The organism is Micromonospora sp. 050-3 (genome assembly GCF_046549335.1).
Classification (GTDB): domain Bacteria; phylum Actinomycetota; class Actinomycetes; order Mycobacteriales; family Micromonosporaceae; genus Micromonospora; species Micromonospora trifolii.
In genome coordinates, this window is sequence record NZ_JAJPVX010000003.1 from 272,486 (window position 1) to 289,763 (window position 17,278).

At 71.7% G+C, this 17,278-nt stretch carries 13 protein-coding genes; 6 read left to right on the forward strand and 7 right to left on the reverse strand.

Annotated features, from left to right (window positions below):
* Nucleotides 1–786 carry an ABC transporter ATP-binding protein gene (locus ACLJOK_RS29315; protein WP_410821784.1) on the reverse strand — a complete coding sequence of 262 codons (786 nt, stop codon included), beginning with the start codon at nucleotides 784–786 and terminating at the stop codon, nucleotides 1–3.
* 270 nt (nucleotides 787–1,056) lie between these two features.
* Between ACLJOK_RS29315 and ACLJOK_RS29320 the strand changes: the two genes are divergently transcribed.
* Both ACLJOK_RS29320 and ACLJOK_RS29325 read left to right on the forward strand, forming a co-directional pair.
* A complete protein-coding gene (locus ACLJOK_RS29320; protein ID WP_410821785.1) occupies nucleotides 1,057–2,088 on the forward strand; it encodes an ABC transporter substrate-binding protein in 1,032 nt (343 codons plus the stop codon).
* Nucleotides 2,089–2,191: 103 nt separating this feature from the next.
* A complete protein-coding gene (locus tag ACLJOK_RS29325) occupies nucleotides 2,192–3,049 on the forward strand; it encodes an ABC transporter permease (protein WP_410821786.1) in 858 nt (285 codons plus the stop codon).
* A 204-nt stretch (nucleotides 3,050–3,253) separates the two neighbouring features.
* On the opposite strand, the gene ACLJOK_RS29330 is transcribed toward ACLJOK_RS29325, so the two are convergent.
* Nucleotides 3,254–4,432: an ABC transporter substrate-binding protein gene (locus ACLJOK_RS29330; protein WP_410821787.1), complete on the reverse strand. Its 1,179-nt coding sequence runs from the start codon at nucleotides 4,430–4,432 to the stop codon at nucleotides 3,254–3,256.
* 444 nt (nucleotides 4,433–4,876) lie between these two features.
* On the opposite strand from ACLJOK_RS29330, the gene ACLJOK_RS29335 reads away from it, so the two are divergent.
* The 4 genes from ACLJOK_RS29335 (at nucleotide 4,877) to ACLJOK_RS29350 (ending at nucleotide 9,504) form a co-directional block, all read left to right on the forward strand.
* Nucleotides 4,877–8,041, forward strand: coding sequence for a nitrate- and nitrite sensing domain-containing protein (locus tag ACLJOK_RS29335; protein WP_410821788.1), 3,165 nt, complete (start codon nucleotides 4,877–4,879; stop codon nucleotides 8,039–8,041).
* Complete coding sequence (locus tag ACLJOK_RS29340; protein WP_007465177.1) at nucleotides 8,038–8,445, forward strand: roadblock/LC7 domain-containing protein; 408 nt, start codon at nucleotides 8,038–8,040, stop codon at nucleotides 8,443–8,445. The genes ACLJOK_RS29335 and ACLJOK_RS29340 overlap by 4 nt, the downstream gene beginning before the upstream one ends.
* Nucleotides 8,446–8,534: 89 nt before the next feature.
* Nucleotides 8,535–8,900, forward strand: a complete 366-nt coding sequence (locus tag ACLJOK_RS29345) for a DUF742 domain-containing protein (protein ID WP_410821789.1) — start codon at nucleotides 8,535–8,537, stop codon at nucleotides 8,898–8,900.
* The gene (locus ACLJOK_RS29350; RefSeq protein WP_030329978.1) at nucleotides 8,881–9,504 is read left to right on the forward strand and encodes a GTP-binding protein; all 624 of its coding nucleotides are present in this window, start codon (nucleotides 8,881–8,883) and stop codon (nucleotides 9,502–9,504) included. Before ACLJOK_RS29345 ends, ACLJOK_RS29350 begins: the two co-directional genes overlap by 20 nt.
* A gap of 44 nt (nucleotides 9,505–9,548) precedes the next feature.
* Here ACLJOK_RS29350 and ACLJOK_RS29355 read toward each other — a convergent pair whose 3' ends face one another.
* Genes ACLJOK_RS29355 through ACLJOK_RS29375 form a run of 5 tightly spaced genes read right to left on the reverse strand, consistent with a single transcriptional unit; the run spans nucleotide 9,549 to nucleotide 17,125 of the window.
* A complete protein-coding gene (locus ACLJOK_RS29355) occupies nucleotides 9,549–10,637 on the reverse strand; it encodes a uroporphyrinogen-III synthase (protein WP_327033960.1) in 1,089 nt (362 codons plus the stop codon).
* Complete coding sequence (gene nirD / locus ACLJOK_RS29360; protein ID WP_091402335.1) at nucleotides 10,637–10,984, reverse strand: nitrite reductase small subunit NirD; 348 nt, start codon at nucleotides 10,982–10,984, stop codon at nucleotides 10,637–10,639. Before nirD ends, ACLJOK_RS29355 begins: the two co-directional genes overlap by 1 nt.
* Nucleotides 10,981–13,518 (reverse strand): nitrite reductase large subunit NirB, encoded by a 2,538-nt coding sequence (gene nirB, locus ACLJOK_RS29365; RefSeq protein ID WP_410821790.1) that lies wholly within the window; start codon nucleotides 13,516–13,518, stop codon nucleotides 10,981–10,983. The genes nirD and nirB overlap by 4 nt, the downstream gene beginning before the upstream one ends.
* Nucleotides 13,515–14,954: an FAD-dependent oxidoreductase gene (locus tag ACLJOK_RS29370; RefSeq protein WP_410821791.1), complete on the reverse strand. Its 1,440-nt coding sequence runs from the start codon at nucleotides 14,952–14,954 to the stop codon at nucleotides 13,515–13,517. Before ACLJOK_RS29370 ends, nirB begins: the two co-directional genes overlap by 4 nt.
* The gene (locus ACLJOK_RS29375; protein ID WP_410821792.1) at nucleotides 14,951–17,125 is read right to left on the reverse strand and encodes a molybdopterin oxidoreductase family protein; all 2,175 of its coding nucleotides are present in this window, start codon (nucleotides 17,123–17,125) and stop codon (nucleotides 14,951–14,953) included. The genes ACLJOK_RS29370 and ACLJOK_RS29375 overlap by 4 nt, the downstream gene beginning before the upstream one ends.
* Between the last annotated feature and the right edge of the window lie 153 nt (nucleotides 17,126–17,278).

The following is a 17,278-nucleotide window of genomic DNA, read 5'->3' on the forward strand; positions in this document are numbered from 1 at the left end:
TCAGTGTCCTTCCGCGCCGGCGGTGGCCGGCTGCTCGCGTTCCATCAGCAGTTCGTGCAGGTCGGCGCTGACCTGGGCGACGTCGGCCAGGTGGGCGTTGCGGCCCAGGGTGCGGGGCCGGGGGATGGTCACGTCGACGACCTTGCGGATCCGGCCGGGGCGGGGGCTCAGCACGACCACCCGGTCGGCGAGCAGCACCGCCTCGTCGATCGAGTGGGTGACGAAGACGATTGTCGGCTTGTTCTCCATGTGCACCCGCTGGAGTTCGCCGGAAAGTTCCTCGCGGGTGAGCGCGTCCAGCGCGGAGAACGGCTCGTCCATCAGCATCACCCGGGGCTCACCGATCAACGACCGGCACAGCGACACCCGCTGCTGCATACCGCCGGAGAGCTCGTGCGGCAGCCGCTTCTCGAAGCCGGCCAACCCGGCCACGTCGAGCAGTTGCCGGGCCCGCTCCCGGTGCTTGGCGCGGCCCCAGCCGAAGACCTCCACCGGCAGCAGGACGTTGTCCAGCACGGTGCGCCAGGGCAGCAGCGCCGGCTTCTGGAACAGCATGGCGATGTCCTGGCGGGGGCGGGCGATCGGCGTGCCGGCGACGGTGATCTCACCGGCGCTCAGCGGGAGCAACCCGGCGATCAGCCGCAGCAGCGTGGACTTGCCACAGCCGGAGCGGCCGAGCACGGCGACGAACTCGCCCTCGGCGACGTCGAGGTTGATGCCACGCAGCGCCTCCACCCGGCCGGAACGGCCCTCGAAGGTACGGGACACCCCGGACAGTCGGATCATCTCCGGCGTACCTCCGCTGAGTCGACGGTCAGGAATCCGACAAAGGCTAGCCGCCCAGTCGAGGTATGGCACCGGCTGGGGTCGTCGTCAGGTTGTTTCCGTTCCGCAACCCGATACGCCTGGCGTCACAACTGTGGGTTTCTCGTACGCTGTGCCCGCGAAGAGTCCCCTCACGACGGCGGCGCCCGGCTTCCACCCCTCCCGCCGGCCCGTCACGACAACCCCCTCCGGTGGCCTGCCGGCCCCGGTCGGAAAGGACATGGTGCACTGATGAGAAGGCTGACCCGTACGGTCGCTACGGCCGCGCTGGCCACCGCCCTCGCCCTTGTCTCCGCCTGCAGCAGCGGGTCGGATTCGGCCGGCGACGCCAAGGGCGGCGACAGCAAGACGCCGGATAAGGTGACCTACCTCACCTCGTTCGGTAACTTCGGCCGTGACTCCTACGCCTGGGTGGCGAAGGACAAGGGCTTCTTCAAGGAAGCCGGCTTCGACGTTGAGATCAAGGCTGGTCAGGGCACCGGTGGCGTGATCCAGACCGTCGTCGGCGGCCAGGCCGACTTCGGCCCGATCGACCTCACCGGCGGTCTGCTCCAGCTCGGCAACGGCCAGGCCAAGGACTTCACCGCGGTGGCCGCGATCCAGCAGCGCACCATGGCGGGCATCGCCACCGTCGAGGGCAAGAGCATCAGCTCGCCGAAGGACCTCGAGGGCAAGAAGCTCGCCGACACCCCCGGGTCCGTGGTTCGCAACCTCTTCCCGACGTACGCCCGGCTCGCCGGTGTGGACGCGACCAAGGTGACCTGGGTCAACGGTGAGGCGCAGAACCTGATCAGCACGCTGGCCACCGGCCAGGTGGACGGCATCGGCCAGTTCGTCGTCGGTCAGCCGACCATCGAGGCGGTGGCCAAGAAGAAGGCCGTCATGCTGCCGTACAGCAACGTGATGCAGGACCTCTACGGCAACGTGCTGATCACCTCCTCGAAGACCGCCAAGGAGAAGCCCGAGATGGTGAAGCGGTTCACCGCGGCGCTGCTCAAGGGCCTGGAGTACAGCCTGGCCAACTCCAAGGAGGCCGGCGAGATCCTGAAGAAGAACGTCGAGACCGCCAACCCGGTCGCCGCCGCCGCCGAGCTGGAGCTGATGGCCGCGTACGTCCGTTCCGGCAACACCGGCACCGCGATCGGCACCCTGGACAGCGGTCGGGTCGCCAAGAGCATCGCCATTCTGCAGGGCGCCGGCGCGCTGAAGCAGAACATCACCCCCGAGCAGATCATCGACTTCAGCCTCGCGCCGAAGGCCTGATCGTCCGGTCGTCATCAGGGGGTACGTCCCGCCGATCCCGGTGGGGCGTACCCCCGTCGCTCGTCGGCCCCCGGCGGGCCGTGGGATTTCGAGGAGGACAGAGATGACCGACGTCCGGTCAGCGGATCCGGCGGTGGCGGAACCCGCGCCCCCGAGTGCCGGCCCCGAGGCGGGGCGCACGGGTCGAGGTGCCGGCCTGCGGGCCGGGGCCGAGGCGGTGCTGCCCGCGGTCGGCATCCTGGTCGCGCTGGCGGCGTGGTGGTTGATCGCCCGACTGGAACTGGTACACCCTGTCGCCCTGCCGCCACCCGGCGACGTGTTCAGCGCGTTCGTCGAGAAGCCCGCCCAGATGCTGGAACACACCTGGGACACCACGCTGGAGATCCTGACCGGGTTCGCCCTGTCGGTGGCCGCCGGTGTGCTGATCGGGCTCTCTCTGGCCAGTTCCCGCACTGTGGAGCGGATGTTCACGCCGCTGCTGGTCGCTGTGAACGCGGTGCCGAAGATCACGCTGGGCCCGCTGCTGGTGGTGGCGCTCGGCTGGGGCCAGAAGCCGATCCTGACCATGGTGTTCCTGCTCTGCTTCTTCCCGATCGTGCTCTCCACCGCGACCGGGCTGACCACCACGCCGGCCGACCTGGCCGAACTGGTGCGTTCCTGGAACGCCTCCCGCTGGCAGGCGTTCCGCAAGGTGCGCTTCCCGGCCGCGCTGCCGCAGATCTTCGTCGGGCTCAAGGTGGCCATGCCACTGGCCGCGATCGGCGCGGTGATCGGTGAGTTCCAGGCCGGCGAGAGCGGCCTCGGTTACCTCATTACGCAGTACGCCGGCATCGGAGACGCCGCCACTGCCTGGGCGGCGATCATGCTGGTGGCGCTGGTGAGCATCCTGCTCTACTCGGCGCTCCTGCTGATCGAGCGGTTCGCCCTCCCCTGGGTACGAGAAACCACCAGCAGCCGCTGACCAACAGAAGAGATCAATCACAAGAAACGCGAAGGGCCGGCCCCCATTCAGGAGGCCGGCCCTTTCATCGACGCTGCCGGCGCAAAGGGTGTGGCCGACCGTGCCCGGCGGAGGGATCAAGCCTGACCGCCCGGAGCCGGGCACGGTCGGCCACACCCCCCACCCGGCACCCCGACGAATCCGCCGGATGACAGGCCCGAGCGTTTACCCCGCCAACCGCCAGCGACCGTTGCGGGCGACCAGCGTGGTGAGTGCCTGCGGCATCAGGCCGCTGTGGTTGTCCGGCGTCATGCGGATCGGGCCGGAGAGGCCGTCCATCTGGGACGTCTCCAGCACGTCCCGGATGCCGTTGCGGTCCACCTTGCCGATCTCGCCACCGGCGCGCAGTTCGGCGTCGGCGATCAATTGGACGGCGTCCGCGGCGAACGACGAGGAACCGTTGTAGCCACCGAAGCGTGCCGTGTAGTCCTGGAACCACTGCCGCCGCGCTGCCTTGGCCGGCGTGGTCGCGATCACGTCGTCGATCACCATGGTCTGCGTGAAGATCAGCGTGGCCTTCTCGGTCGCCTTGGCCGCCGCGCCGAGGAAGAGGTCCCCGGCCGCTCCCGCGTCGAAGTAGATCGACCCACGGAAGGTGGTCTGCTGGACGCTGGTGGCGGCCAGTGTCGCCTGCTCCGGCGGGGTCCAGAAGACCATCGCGTCGGGCTTGCCCGACGCGAGCTGCTGGACCTGCTGGCTGACGTCGGTGTCGGTGGTCTTGATCCGCTGCTGTCGAAGCGTGATCTTGACCTTGTCCAGCTCGTTCTTGAGCGCGGTCGCGCCCTCCTGGCCGTAGTCGTCGTCGCTGACCAGCATCCCCACCTTACGGATGTTGTTGCGGCGCAGTTCGGTGGTCAGTGCGGCCGCACTGTCCGGGGCGTTAGGGCCCAGCTTGAACACGTAGCGCCGTTCGGCGGCCGGCGCGGCGATCGCGCCGGAAGCGGCTAGCGCAATGGTGGGAATCCGCTTCTCGTTGATGGTCCCGACCGCTCCGACCGCGCATTCGTTGCAGCCGCCCATGATGATGGCGCTGACCTTCGAATCGCTGCTGAAGTCGACGATGTTGCGAAGTGACTCGGCCGAGTCGGAACGGTTGTCCTTCACCTTCAGGTCGATCTTCCGGCCGTTCAGTGCTCCGGAGGAGTTCAACTGCTCGACCTTGAGTTCGAGGGCTCGCTGGTATGTCCGGCCAACCGTGGCTGCGGCGCCGGAGAGTTCGAGATCGGCGGCGATCACGATGGGGCTCGTGTCCTTCTCCGCCTCGCCAAACTGGCAGCCGGTGAGCGTGGTGGCCACTACGGCCGATGCGAGCGCCGCGATGGTCGCGGAGCGGATGGGGCTCAACTCAGTCCTCCAGGTGCGGGCGCGGGCGCTGCCCGGTCACCGCCGCTAATCCGTCCTCAGTGGAGGACGGGATCTCCTCTGCCGTACGGTGTGCGCGAAGCCTGCAAAACCTTGCCAATGGCCGGCGCTGTGGTCAAGCGCGGACCCCGGCAGCATTTTCGGGACGGCCATCCCACATGCTGGGGTAACGCAATGTTTGCAAAAGCTCACTTTGCATACACGCGTGACCACTCTGGAGTTACATGCCCTGTTCAGGGGCTTGCGGAAATGAAGGTATCAGTTGCCCGGATCACGGGATGCGCTCCGTCCGACCGTTTCCTACCTCACTGCGGCTTCCCAAACACGATCATCTCTGATGAAATCGCGGCCGTGCCGCGCGTGGTCCCCTCCGCTTACGGCATGGCTCGGCGGCTCAGGCGGGGAAGAAACGACGGAGGCGATGTCGTGAGCACCGGACCGACGACCCTGCCCGCGCTCGGCGATAGCGGTCGGCGTGCGCGCCGACGGATGCCGAGACTGCGTGACGCCCGGATCCGGTCCAAGTTGGCGTTGATTCTTGTCGTCCCGGTGGCGGCGGTGATCGCGCTGGCCACGGTCCGCCTGATCTCCGTCGGCGAGGGCGCGTTCGACGCCACCCGGGCCCGGTCACTGACGGCCCTCTCCGTCGACGTCAGCGCCCTCACCCAGGACCTCCAGGCCGAACGGATGGCAGCGGCCGCCTACCTGGCCGCTCCGCAGCAGCCGGCCGACGCGTACAACCTGCGGGTCCGCCAGACGCAGCAGCAGGTGGACGAGTACCGCGCCGAGCGGGGCCGGATCGGCGACGTGCCGACCGCCCTGCGGGACCGGCTGGCCGCCATCGACGACCACCTGGCCACCCTGGACAGCACCCGTCAGGAGGTGCTGGACCGCCGGCAGATGGCCGTCGCCGAGGCGGTGCTCCGCTACGGAGTCATCCTCACCGACCTGGTGTCGTACGGTGACGGCCTGGCCCAGCTGCCCGGCGACGAGAGCCTGTCGGACAGCCGGCGCGCGGTCGCCGCCTTCGCCCGCGCCAAGGCTTCCGTCGCTGAGGAAGAGGCCGTCGCCTTCACCGCGCTGACGGCCGGCCAGCTCGACTCGGAGCAGTTCTCCTCCTTCGTGGCAACGTTGACCGGCCAGCAGGAGGCCCTGGTCGCCTTCTCGCTGGCCGCCGACCCGGTGCAGCGCGCGCTGGTCGACAGCACCGTCTCCGGCGACGCGGTCGGGCTGGCCGACCGGGTGGCCACCGACATCACCCGCTCGGTCGGGCAGCGCCCCCTGGTCACCGCGCAGGACGCCACCGCGGCCATCGGCGCCGTGAACGACCTGATGCGCTGGGCCGAGATCCAACTACAGGACCGACTGCTCCAGCAGGCCGACCAGGCCCGCTCGGACGTCATCCGGCAGGCCGTGGTCGAGTCGATCCTGGTGCTGCTGACCCTGATCATCGCCGTGTCGCTGGCCGTGGTGCTGGCCCGCTCGCTCAACCACTCGCTGCGCCGGCTGCGTGAGGGCGCCCTCTCGGTGGCCAACCACGACCTGCCCGACGCCGTGCAGCGGCTGCAGAACATGGGCAGCGTGGGTGACGGCGGGGTGGACGAGATCGTCCGCCAGGTCCGGGACCCCATCCAGCTCAACACCCGCGACGAGGTCGGTCAGGTGGCGCTGGCCTTCAACGTCGTACACCGGGAGGCGGTGCGGGTCGCCGCCGAGCAGGCGGCACTGCGTACCAGCGTCTCGGCGATGTTCCTCAACCTGGCCCGCCGCAGTCAGACCCTGGTCGACCGGATGATCGGCGAGCTGGACGCGATCGAGCGCGGCGAGGAGGACCCGAAGCGGCTCGCGCAGCTCTTCGAACTGGACCACCTGGCCACCCGAATGCGCCGCAACGACGAGAACCTGCTCGTCCTGGCCGGCGCCGACTCCGCCGCACCGCGTCATGACAACGCGCTGGTGGTGGACGTGCTGCGCGCCGCCCAGTCCGAGGTTGAGCTGTACAACCGCATCGAGTTCGGCACCGTGGACACCGACATCTCGGTGGCCGCGCACGCGGTCAACGACGTGGTACGCCTGGTCGCCGAGCTGCTCGACAACGCCACCCGGTTCTCGCCGCCGAACACCACTGTGGTCGCCGACGGTCGCCGGATCCGCGACTACGTGCTGATCCAGATCGAGGACCGCGGGCTCGGCCTCACCGACGACCAGCTCGACTCGCTCAACCGGCGTCTGGCGGCCCCGCCGAGCGTGGACGTCGCCGCGTTCCGACTGATGGGTCTGGCCGTGGTGAGTCGGCTCGCCTCCCGCTACGGCATCCGGGTGGAGTTGCGCCGCAACGTCGAGGGCGGCACCGTCGCCCAGGTGACGTTGCCGGCCGCCACAGTGGTGCTGCCCAGCAACCGGGGCCGCGAGCAGGTGCTCACCCGGCCGCGTCAGCCGATGGCCGTGGAGCAGGCGCCGCTCACCTCGGCCGGTCACGCCGAGCAGTTCGCCGGTGCCGCGACGTCGGCGGCGACGCTGCCCGACCAGTGGCGGACCAGCACGCCGACACCCGCCCAGTGGCAGTCGCCGCTGGACTCGCGGGACACCAGCCCGGCCGTGCAGGCGGGTGGCTACACCGGCCCGCGCTCGACCATGCCACCGGCACCTGCCGCCCCGGCACCTGCCGCCCCGCTCCCGCCGGCCCAGCCGGCCTACAGCAACGGCGCGGGCGCCTCGCTGGGCAGCCCGACCGTTGCCTACCCGACCATCGACCCGCTGCCTCGGCGTGGCTCCACCCCGGAGGCCGCGGACACCGCGGACGGGCGTGGCGCCCAGGGCCTCCCGGTCGGGCCGGTCGCCGGGCCGGGAGCTGTGGCACCGCCGGCTGTTCCGTCGGTGCCCGCCGCACCGGTCAGCACCCGTCCCGACTTCCCGGCCGAGGCTCCGATCTTCCGGGAGATGGAGGCGGTCTGGTTCCGGTCGCACGGCGACGACGCCACAGCGATCTTCACCCGGCCCAACTTCGACGAGCCGCCCGCGCCCGCCACCACCGCTGCGGCCGACCTTGGCCTGCGTACCGGCAACGGCGGCCAGCCGAGCGCCGGGTCGGTGCCGGCCGCGTCGCCGGCCCGACCGAAACTGCCGACCCGTACCCCGGGCAGCTCCGGCACCGACGGGACTGCCACCCCGGGCGCCGACGGCCTCGGCGCCACCATGGACGGGTTCGGGGCACGGCCGTCGGCGCCGCCGACGTACGCCCCGCCCCCGGCCGGTCGGACGGCTCCGGCCGCACCCGCCCCCGCCCCAGCACCCGCCCCCGCCCCCGCCCCCGACCCGGGGGCATGGCGTACGGCGGCGGACGAAGGCTGGTCCCGGGCCAGCCGGGCTGCCGAGCCGGCTCCCGCCGGGACCACCCGCTCCGGACTGCCCAAGCGGGTGCCGCAGCAACAGCTCGTGCCGGGTGGCATCGAACCGAAGAGCGGCCGGGACCGCAGCCGGCGGACCCCGGATGAAGTACGTGGTCTGCTGTCGGCCTACCACCGCGGTGTGCAGCGCGGTCGGACGGCCGGAACGGACCTGAACAGCACCTCGACCAAGGAGAGCCGATGAACAGGCCAGCTGCCATGCAGGACATGGGTTGGCTGCTCACCAACTTCGCCGACAGCGTGGCGGGTATCGCCCACGTGGTGGCGGTGTCCGCCGACGGGCTGCTGCTCGCGTCCTCCCGGGATCTGCCGGGGGACCGGGCGGATCAGCTCGCAGCGATCACCTCCGGGGTGGTGAGCCTGACCGAGGGCGCGGCCCGGATGTTCAGCGCGGGCGGGGTGTTGCAGACAGTCATCGAGATGGACAGCGGGTATCTCTTCCTGATGTCGATCAGCGACGGCTCCTCGATGGCCGTGCTGGCCGCGCGCAGCTGCGACGTGGGCCAGGTGGGCTACGAGATGGCGCTGCTGGTCGAGCGGGTGGGTGCCGCGCTGGTGCCGCTGCCGCGCGACGCGGTGCGCTCTTAGCACCGGAAGGCGGCGCTCGTTCCGAGCGCCGGACCAGGGACGAGAGGCGGCACAGTCCGGCTCAACAGGGGACGAGGAGGTGATCGGGAATGGACCAACGACGCACTGACCCACGTGGCGCGCTGGTGCGTCCGTACGCGGTCACCCGTGGTCGTACCGAGCCGCGGCAGGACATCGCCCTCGAGGCCGTCCTCACCGCCTCTCTTACCCAGCTCGCCGAGTCCCGCTTCGCCGGGCACGACAAGCACCGCATCGCCACGGTCTGTGAGGGCCGAGCACAGTCGCTGGCGGAGATCGCCGCGTATACCCGGATGCCGCTGGGCGTCGCCCGGGTATTGGTCGCCGACATGGTGGCCGAGAGCCTGCTGACGTTACACACTGCTGCTCCCGCCGAGGGGTTCGAGGAGCGGATGGAACTGCTTGGAAGGGTGCTAAGTGGACTTCGCAGGCTATGACCCCGCAGGGGGGCGGCCGGGCCGGGGAATCGTCTCCGCGAAGATCGTCGTCGCGGGCGGCTTCGGCGTCGGTAAGACGACACTGGTCGGGGCGATCTCCGAGATCACACCGCTGACCACCGAGGCGTTGATGACCGCGGCGGGTGTCGGCATCGACGATCCGTCCAAGGTGCCGGGCAAGGAGACCACCACGGTCGCCATGGACTTCGGCCGGATCACCATGGCCCAGGACCTGATCCTGTACCTCTTCGGTACACCGGGTCAGACTCGGTTCTGGTTCATGTGGGACGAGATCATCCGGGGGGCGGTGGGTGCCGCCGTGCTGGTGGACACCCGCCGGATCACCGACGCGTTCGCCCCGCTGGACTACTTCGAGAACCGCAACCTGCCGTACGTGGTGGCGCTGAACAAGTTCGACGGCGCCCCGCAGTACGAGGCCGAGGAGGTCCGCGAAGCGCTGGCCATCTCGCCGCAGGTGCCGCTGGTGATGACCGACGCCCGGCAGCGGGACTCGGTAAAGCAGGTGCTGGTGACTGTGGTCGAGCACGCCATGCTCCGGCTCCAGTCCGAGCACGGGCGGGGCTTCCCGACGCCGGTCGGCTGAACCGTCGTGTCACGGCCGGCGTACGACTGCCGGCCGTGACACGGTCAGTCGACCCGGAGCCGGTAGCCGCGCTTCACCACTGTCTGCACCACGCGAGGCGCGCGCAGGCCCGCCCGTAGCCGGGCGACGGCCATCTCCACTGCGTGCTCGTCCGCGCCCCGGGGCAGCGTCCGCAGCAACGCCGTACGGGACAGCACCCGACCCGGCGACTGGGCCAGCGCCCGCAGCACCGCCATCGGCGCGGGCGCGAGGGGCCGCAGCTCGCCGTCGATCACCGCGGCGTGCCCGCGCAACGTGAGCAGATGCCCGCCGGCCTTGAACGTCACGGTCCGGCGGGGCAGCTCGTCGACGATGGTCCGCACCAGCGCGCCCAGCCGGGCCCGACCGGGCGCGCTCACGGGCACCCCGTGCCGCAGCAGCGGCTCGGCGGTCACCGCGCCGACGCAGCTGGCCAGCACGTCGCCGCGCAACGCGGACAACACCGCGTCGGTGCGGTCACCGGCGGCCCGCAGCAACGCCTCGGCCGCCGGCGCCGAGGTGAACGTCACCGCGTCCACCAGTCGGCCGGCGATCAGGTCGATCAGCCGGTGCAGCGGCGCCGGGTCGGTCGGCGGCGCCCAGCGGTAGACCGGCACCTCGATGACAGTGGCGCCCGCCGCCTCCAGCGCGAGCGTGCACTCGGGCTGCCGCTCGCCGTGCAGCTGCATGGCGATCACCTGCCCGGCCACACCGCGCCGCCGCAGGTGGTCGACCACCTCGTCGCAGCTCTCCGAGGCGGGCGACCACTGGTCGTGCAGCCCGGCCGCCCGGATCGCGCCGCGTGCCTTCGGGCCGCGCGCCACCACGTACGAGCTGGCCAGCACGGAGCGCAGCGGCTCGGCCAGCCCCCAGCCCTCGGCCGCCTCCAACCAGCCGCGCATGCCGATGCCGGTGTTGGCCATCAGGATGTCCGGCGGCTGGTCGAGGCAGGCGCGGGTCGCCTCGCGCAGTTCAGTGTCGTCGGACAGCGGCACGATTCGCAGCGCCGGGGCGAGAACCACCCGGGCGCCCCGTCGTTCGAGCAGCGCGGCCAACTCGTCGCGCCGCCGGTCGGCGGTCACCCCGATGGTGAAGCCCGCCAGTTCTTCCCGCATCAACCCTCCTGTCGCAGCCGCACCTCGACCAGCCCGTTGCGGCAACGTGCGTCGTGTCGGGCCACGGCCACCCCGGGCAGGTCGAGGCAGTGCCCGCTGCGCAGGTCGTACACCTGCTTGTGCAGCGGTGAGGCGACCGTCGGCACTCCGCCACGGCTGCCGACGATGCCCCGGGATAGCACGTACGCCCCGGAGACCGGGTCGCGGTTGTCGATCGCGAACAACTCGTCGGCGGTCCGGAAGAGGGCGATCTGCACCCCGTCGACCAGGGCGGCGACGCCCCGGTCCGGTTCCAACCGGTCGAGCAGGCAGACGGTGGTCCAGGTCAGCGTGAGGGTCTGGGTCATCGCCGTACCTCCGGTAGGCCGAGGGTGACCGGTTGCCGACGGTGACCGTTTGTCGGCTCGGATCCGGTCGGGGACTGGTCGCGTACGGGGACCGGCTGACCGCGTTCACGGGTGAAGGTGATCGACGGGTCGGGTACGTCGGGGGCGTTGACGAAGGAGGTATAGCGGCGCAGCCGATCCGGGTCGTCCAGGACGTCGCGCCACTCGTCGGAGTACGACGACACGTGCCGGGCCATCGCGGCGTCGAGGTCCTCGCAGAGCCCGAGCGAGTCGTCCACGATCACCGAGCGCAGGTGGTCCAGACCGCCGTCCATGGCCTCGATCCAGCCGGCGGTGCGTTGCAGTCGGTCGGCGGTGCGAATGTAATAGATCAGGAACCTGTCGATCAGCCTGATCAGCGCGTCCGTGGACAAATCAGTGGCGAACAGGTCGGCGTGCCGGGGCCGGAAACCACCGTTGCCGCCGACGTAGAGATTCCAGCCGGTCTCGGTGGCGATGATGCCGAAGTCCTTGCTGCGCGCCTCCGCGCACTCCCGAGCGCAACCGGAGACCGCCGACTTGAGCTTGTGCGGGGCACGCAGCCCGCGATAGCGCAGCTCCAGCGCGACGGCCAGCCCCACCGAGTCCTGCACCCCGTACCGGCACCAGGTTTCGCCCACGCACGACTTCACAGTGCGCAGCGCCTTGCCGTACGCGTGCCCGGACTCGAAGCCGGCGTCGACCAGCCGCCGCCAGATCTGCGGCAGCTGCTCCACGCGCGCACCGAACAGGTCGATCCGCTGCCCACCGGTGATCTTCGTGTAGAGCTGGAAGTCCCGGGCGACCTCGCCGATCACGATCAGCTTCTCCGGGGTGATCTCGCCGCCCGGGATCCGGGGCACCACCGAGTAGCTGCCGTCGCGTTGAAGGTTGGCCAGGAAGTGGTCGTTGGTGTCCTGCAACGACGCCTGTTCGCCGTCGAGCACGTGTCCGCTGCCCAGCGAGGCGAGGATGGACGCCACCACCGGCTTGCAGATGTCGCAGCCGCGGCCCCGACCGTGCTCGGCGACCAGCCGGGAGAAGGTGCGGATGCCGCGGACGCGGACGATCTCGAACAGCTCCCGCCGGCTGACGTCGAAGTGCTCGCAGAGCGCGTTGGACTGCACCACCCCGGCCGCGTCCAGGAGCTGCTTCAGCATCGGCACGCAGGAACCGCAGCTGGTGCCGGCCCGGGTGCACGCCTTCAACGCCGGCACGTCCGCGCAACCGTCGGCGATGGCGGCGTCCACGTCGCCCCGGGTCACCGCGTTGCAGGAGCAGACCTGCGCGGCGGCGGGCAGCGCCCCGGCGTCCGCCCCGCCGCCGTCGGGGGCGAGCAGCGCCAGCGGCGCGGCCGGCAGCGGGCCGCCCACACTGGCCCGCAGCGTCGGGTACGCGCTGGCGTCGCCGACCAGCACCCCGCCGAGCAGGGTGTGCGCGTCGTCGGAGAGGACCAGCTTCGCGTAGACCCGGGTGGCCGGGTCGGTGAACGTGACGTCGAGGCAGCCCTCGGTCGTGCCGTGGGCGTCGCCGAACGAGGCCACGTCGACGCCGAGCAGCTTGAGTTTGGTGGCGGTGTCCGCGCCGGGGAAGGTCGCCGCGCCGCCGACCAGCCGATCGGCCACCACCTCGGCCGTCGCGTACCCCGGCGCGACCAGACCGTGGCAGGTGCCGTCGACCGCCGCGCACTCTCCGACGGCCCAGATCCGCTCGTCGGCGGTACGACAGGTCGCGTCGACCAGCACCCCGCCGCGCGGGCCCAACGGCAGACCGGCGTCCCGGGCCAACTGGTCCCGGGGCCGGATGCCGGCGGCCACCACCACCAGTTCGGCGTCGAGGGCGGTGCCGTCGGAGAGTTCCAGGGCCGCGACGCCGCCGTCCGGGCCGGGACGGATCGCTGTGGTCGCCACCCCGAGATGGGTCCGTACGCCCAACTCGTCGACGTAGCGGCGGAGCATCGCGCCGCCGGCCTGGTCCACCTGCACCGGCATCAACCGGGGCGCGAACTCGACCACGTCGGTGCTCAGGCCGAGCAGTCGCAGGGCATTCGCGGCCTCCAGACCGAGCAGGCCGCCACCGATCACCGCGCCGACCCGCCGGCCCCGCGCGTACGCCCGGATCGCCGCCAGGTCGTCCAGGGTCCGGTAGACGAAGACCCCGGGCAGTTCCGTGCCGGCCACCGGCGGTACGAACGCGTACGACCCGGTGGCCAGCACCAGCGCGTCGTAGCGGTATTCGCCGACGGCGGTGGTCACCACCTGTCGGTCCCGGTCGACGGCGGTCGCCGGCTCGCCGAGTCGCAGCCGCACCCCGTCGTGCGGGGTGTGCAGGTTGAGTTCGCTCTCACCCACCCCGTCGAAGTACGCCGAGAGCCGCACCCGGTCGTACGCCGGGCGCCCCTCCTCGGCCAGCACTGTCACCCGCCAGTTGCCCTGTGGGTCTCGGGCGCGCAGCGCGTCCACGAAACGCTGCCCGACCATGCCGTTGCCGATGACGACCAGGTTGCCGCCGCTCATCGCGTCACCTCCACCGATTCCGCCTGGCTGAGCCAGTCGACGATGCCGCTCACCGCGTCCCGGCATCCGCCGCATCCGGTGCCGGCCCGGGTCGCGGCCACCACCGCATCGACCGTCCGGGCACCGGAGCGCCAGCTTCTGACGAGTGCGCCCTTGCTCACCGTGTTGCACTGGCAGACAGTGGCCGCGTCCGGCATCAGCGCCGGTGAGGCGGCCGGGGTCGCGCCGGCCGCGCCGAGTGCCCGGCCGAGCAGCAGCGCCCGGCGGTCACTCGGCACCGGCTGACCACGGTCGAAGAGTTGGATCACCGTGCCGACCGCCGGGTTGTCGCCGAGCAGGATCGCGCCGATCAGCCGCTCGTCCCGGATCCGCAACCGGGCATACGTGCCCCGGGTCGGGTCGGCGAAGGTCAACTCCTCGCCCGGCCCGCCACTGGCCGCGTCACCCATCGACGCGAGGTCGATCCCGGCGGCCTTCAGCCGGGTCACCACCGGCCGGGGCCGGTACCGGGCCAGTGGGTCCGTCCCGGTCAGCACGTCCGCGAGCACCTGGGCCTGGGCCCAGGCGGGCGCGACCAGCCCGGTGAGCACGCCGTCGTGCTCGGCGCAGTCGCCGATCGCCGAGATGGACCGGTCGCTGGTGCGCAGCCGGTCGTCCACCACCACGCCGCGCCGCACGGTCAGGCCGGCGGCCTGTGCGAGGGCGGTGTCCGGGCGTACGCCGCAGGAGAGCACCAGCAGGTCGGCGCGCAGCGATCGGCCGTCGGCCAGGTCGAGGCGGACACCGCTGGCGTCCGCGGCCACGCCGGTCGCCGACACCCCCAGTTGGACGGTGACGCCGAAACCGGCGAGCGTGCCCGCGAGCACCGCGCCGGCCGTCGGGTCCAGTTGCCGTTCCATCAGGTGCTCTCTCGGGTGCACCACTGTGGTGGCCAGCCCTCGGGTGGCCAGCCCTCGGGCGGCCTCCAGACCGAGCAGCCCGCCGCCGAGCACCAGCGCGCTGCGGGCGCCGTCCGCCGCGGCGAGGATCCGTCGGCAGTCGTTCAGGGTCCGGAAGGGGACCACCCGCTCCGGCAGGTTCGCCGGGTCGAGGCCGGGCAGTGACGGCACCACCGCACGGGAGCCGGTGGCGAGCACCAGGTGGTCGTATCCGATGCGTTCGCCGTCGCCGGTGCGGACCTCCCGGGCGGACCGGTCGACGACGGTCACCGGTACGCCGCTGCGCAGGTCGACGCCGTGCCCGGCGGCTTCGGTCAGCTCCACGTCCGGCTCGTCGATCCGGCCGGCCAGCAGTGTGGAGAGCAGGATCCGGTTGTACGCGCGGTGCGGCTCGGCCCCGAGCACTGTGACCTTCCGGTCTCCCTCCCGGGCGTGCAGCTCACCGGCGAGGCGCGCGCCCGCCATTCCGTTGCCGACGATGACCACCCGGGCGGTCATGCCTTCTCCACCCGGACCGCGCAGATCTTGAACTCGGGCATCCCGGAGATCGGGTCCACCGCGTCGTTGGTCACCGAGTTGGCGCGTCCCGCCCCCGCGTAGTGGAACGGGGCGAAGACGGTGTCGGGTCGGATCCCGGTGCTGAGCCGGGCCGGCGCGCGGAACTCACCTCGGCGCGAGGTGACCCGCACCGGGTCGCCGTCGTCGATGCCCAGCCGGGTGGCCAGGTCGGGGTGCAGTTCGACGAACGCCTCCGGGGCGGCGCGGCGCAGCGCGGCGACCCGTCGGGTCTGGGTGCCCGACTGGTACTGCGCCAGCACCCGACCGGTGGTGAAGTGCAACGGGTACGTGGCGCAGACCTCCTCGGCGGCCGGCCGATGGTCGACGGGGTGGAAGCGGGCCCGGCCGTCCGGGGTGGCGAACCGGTCGGCGAAGAGTCGGGGCGTGTCCGGCCCGTCCTCCGTCGGGCAGGGCCAGTAGACCCCGTCGTCGGCGTCGATCCGGTCCCAGCTGATACCGGCGTAGTCGGCGGCCCCACCGGCGGAGGCGCGGCGCAGCTCGGCGAAGACGACAGCCGGGTCGGCCCGGAACCGAGCCGCCGCGACGGCGGCCGGTCGCACGCTGGCCGGGTTGGCGTCGGCCGGGTCGGCGTCCGTCGACTCGGTGTCGGCCAGTCGCGCCGCCAGGTCGGAGATGATGGCGAGGTCGGTCCGGACGCCCGGCGGGGGCGGCCGTAGCGCGCGCCGACGCAGCACCCGACCTTCCAGGTTGGTCATGGTGCCGTCCTCCTCGGCCCACTGCGCGGTGGGCAGCACCACGTCCGCCAGCGCGGCCGTCTCGGAGAGCAGGAGGTCCGCGACGACCAACAGATCGAGGTCGCGCAGCCGGCCCTCGATCCGGGCCGCCCGGGGTGCGGAGACCACCGGGTTCGACCCGAACACCAGCAACGCGCGCGGGCCGCCCGGCGTGCCGAGCGAGTCGAGCAGTTTGTAGGCGGGTACTCCCGGGCCGGGCAGTTCGTCGGCCGGCACGCCCCAGACCCCTGCCACGTGCTCCCGGGCCGCCGGGTCGTCGATCCGCCGGTAGCCGGGGAGCTGGTCGGCCTTCTGCCCGTGCTCCCGCCCGCCCTGGCCGTTGCCCTGGCCGGTGAGGCAGCCGTACCCCGAACCGTCGCGGCCGGGCAGACCGAGGGCCAGGGCGAGATTGACGTACGCGGTGACGGTGTCGACCCCCTTGGCGTGCTGCTCGGCGCCGCGCGCGGTCAGGATGATCACTCGACCGCCGGTGCCCAGCGCACGGGCGGTCGCCTCCAAATCGGCCACCGGCACCCCGGAGAGCTGTTCCGCACGGGCCGGCCACCAGGCGGCGACACCTCGGCGGACCGCGTCGAATCCGGTGGTGCGGTCGGCCACGTAGGCCCGGTCGACCCAACCCTCGGTGAGGGCGATGTGCAGCAGCGCGTTGGCCACCGCGAGGTCGGTGCCGGGCAGCGGTTGCAGGTGCAGGTCGGCCTGGCGGGCGGTGGCGGTGACCCGGGGGTCGATGACGATCAGTTTTCCGCCGTTGCGGCGCTGCTCGGTCAGCCAGCGCACCAGCGGCGGCATGGTCTCCGCCGGGTTCGCGCCGACCAGCAGCAGGGTGTCGGCCCGGCCCAGGTCGGCGAGAGGGAACGGCAGCCCGCGGTCGATGCCGAAGGCCCGCATCCCGGCGGCCGCCGCCGAGGACATGCAGAACCGTCCGTTGTAGTCGATGTGCCGGGTGCGCAGCCCGATCCGGGCGAACTTTCCCAACGCGTACGCCTTCTCGTTGGTCAGGCCACCGCCGCCGAAGACGGCGACCGCGTCCCGACCGCCGTCGTCCTGGACGGCGCGGATGCCGGCGACCACCCGGTCGAGCGCCGTGTCCCAGCTCGCCCTGTGCAGTTCGCCGGTGGCCGGGTCGCGCACCAGCGGGGTGGTCAGCCGCTCCGGGTGGTCGAGCAGTTCGGCGGCGGTCCAACCCTTCTGGCAGAGCCCGCCCCGGTTGGTGGGGAACTGGCGCGGGTGGACCGTCACCCCGGCGTCGTCAGCGCGCAGCGTCATCCCGCACTGCAGGGCGCAGTACGGGCAGTGCGTCGCCACTTCCCGGGGCGTCAGCCCCGGCGGAGTCGCCGACCGTGCACCGTCTGTCATGTCGGGAAAGCGTGCCGCCGGGCGGTTTCCGGTCCGGGTCCCTTCTGTTTCGGTCCTGTCAAGTGGGGCTCACACCGCACAGGAGCAGCGGGTGTGACGGGTGGCTGACGGCGGAGATCTTGGACAGTTTCCGTTCCCCCCTAACGGAAACTG

Bases quoted from the DNA above. Each gene is read 5' to 3' on its own strand.
- ACLJOK_RS29345 (WP_410821789.1), top strand. From the start codon at position 8,535: ATGGACCAACGACGCACTGACCCACGTGGCGCGCTGGTGCGTCCGTAC.
- ACLJOK_RS29340 (WP_007465177.1), top strand. From the start codon at position 8,038: ATGAACAGGCCAGCTGCCATGCAGGACATGGGTTGGCTGCTCACCAAC.
- nirB (WP_410821790.1), bottom strand. From the start codon at position 13,518: ATGAGCGGCGGCAACCTGGTCGTCATCGGCAACGGCATGGTCGGGCAG.
- ACLJOK_RS29325 (WP_410821786.1), top strand. From the start codon at position 2,192: ATGACCGACGTCCGGTCAGCGGATCCGGCGGTGGCGGAACCCGCGCCC.
- nirD (WP_091402335.1), bottom strand. From the start codon at position 10,984: ATGACCCAGACCCTCACGCTGACCTGGACCACCGTCTGCCTGCTCGAC.
- ACLJOK_RS29355 (WP_327033960.1), bottom strand. From the start codon at position 10,637: ATGCGGGAAGAACTGGCGGGCTTCACCATCGGGGTGACCGCCGACCGG.
- ACLJOK_RS29320 (WP_410821785.1), top strand. From the start codon at position 1,057: ATGAGAAGGCTGACCCGTACGGTCGCTACGGCCGCGCTGGCCACCGCC.
- ACLJOK_RS29375 (WP_410821792.1), bottom strand. From the start codon at position 17,125: ATGACAGACGGTGCACGGTCGGCGACTCCGCCGGGGCTGACGCCCCGG.
- ACLJOK_RS29315 (WP_410821784.1), bottom strand. From the start codon at position 786: ATGATCCGACTGTCCGGGGTGTCCCGTACCTTCGAGGGCCGTTCCGGC.
- ACLJOK_RS29370 (WP_410821791.1), bottom strand. From the start codon at position 14,954: ATGACCGCCCGGGTGGTCATCGTCGGCAACGGAATGGCGGGCGCGCGC.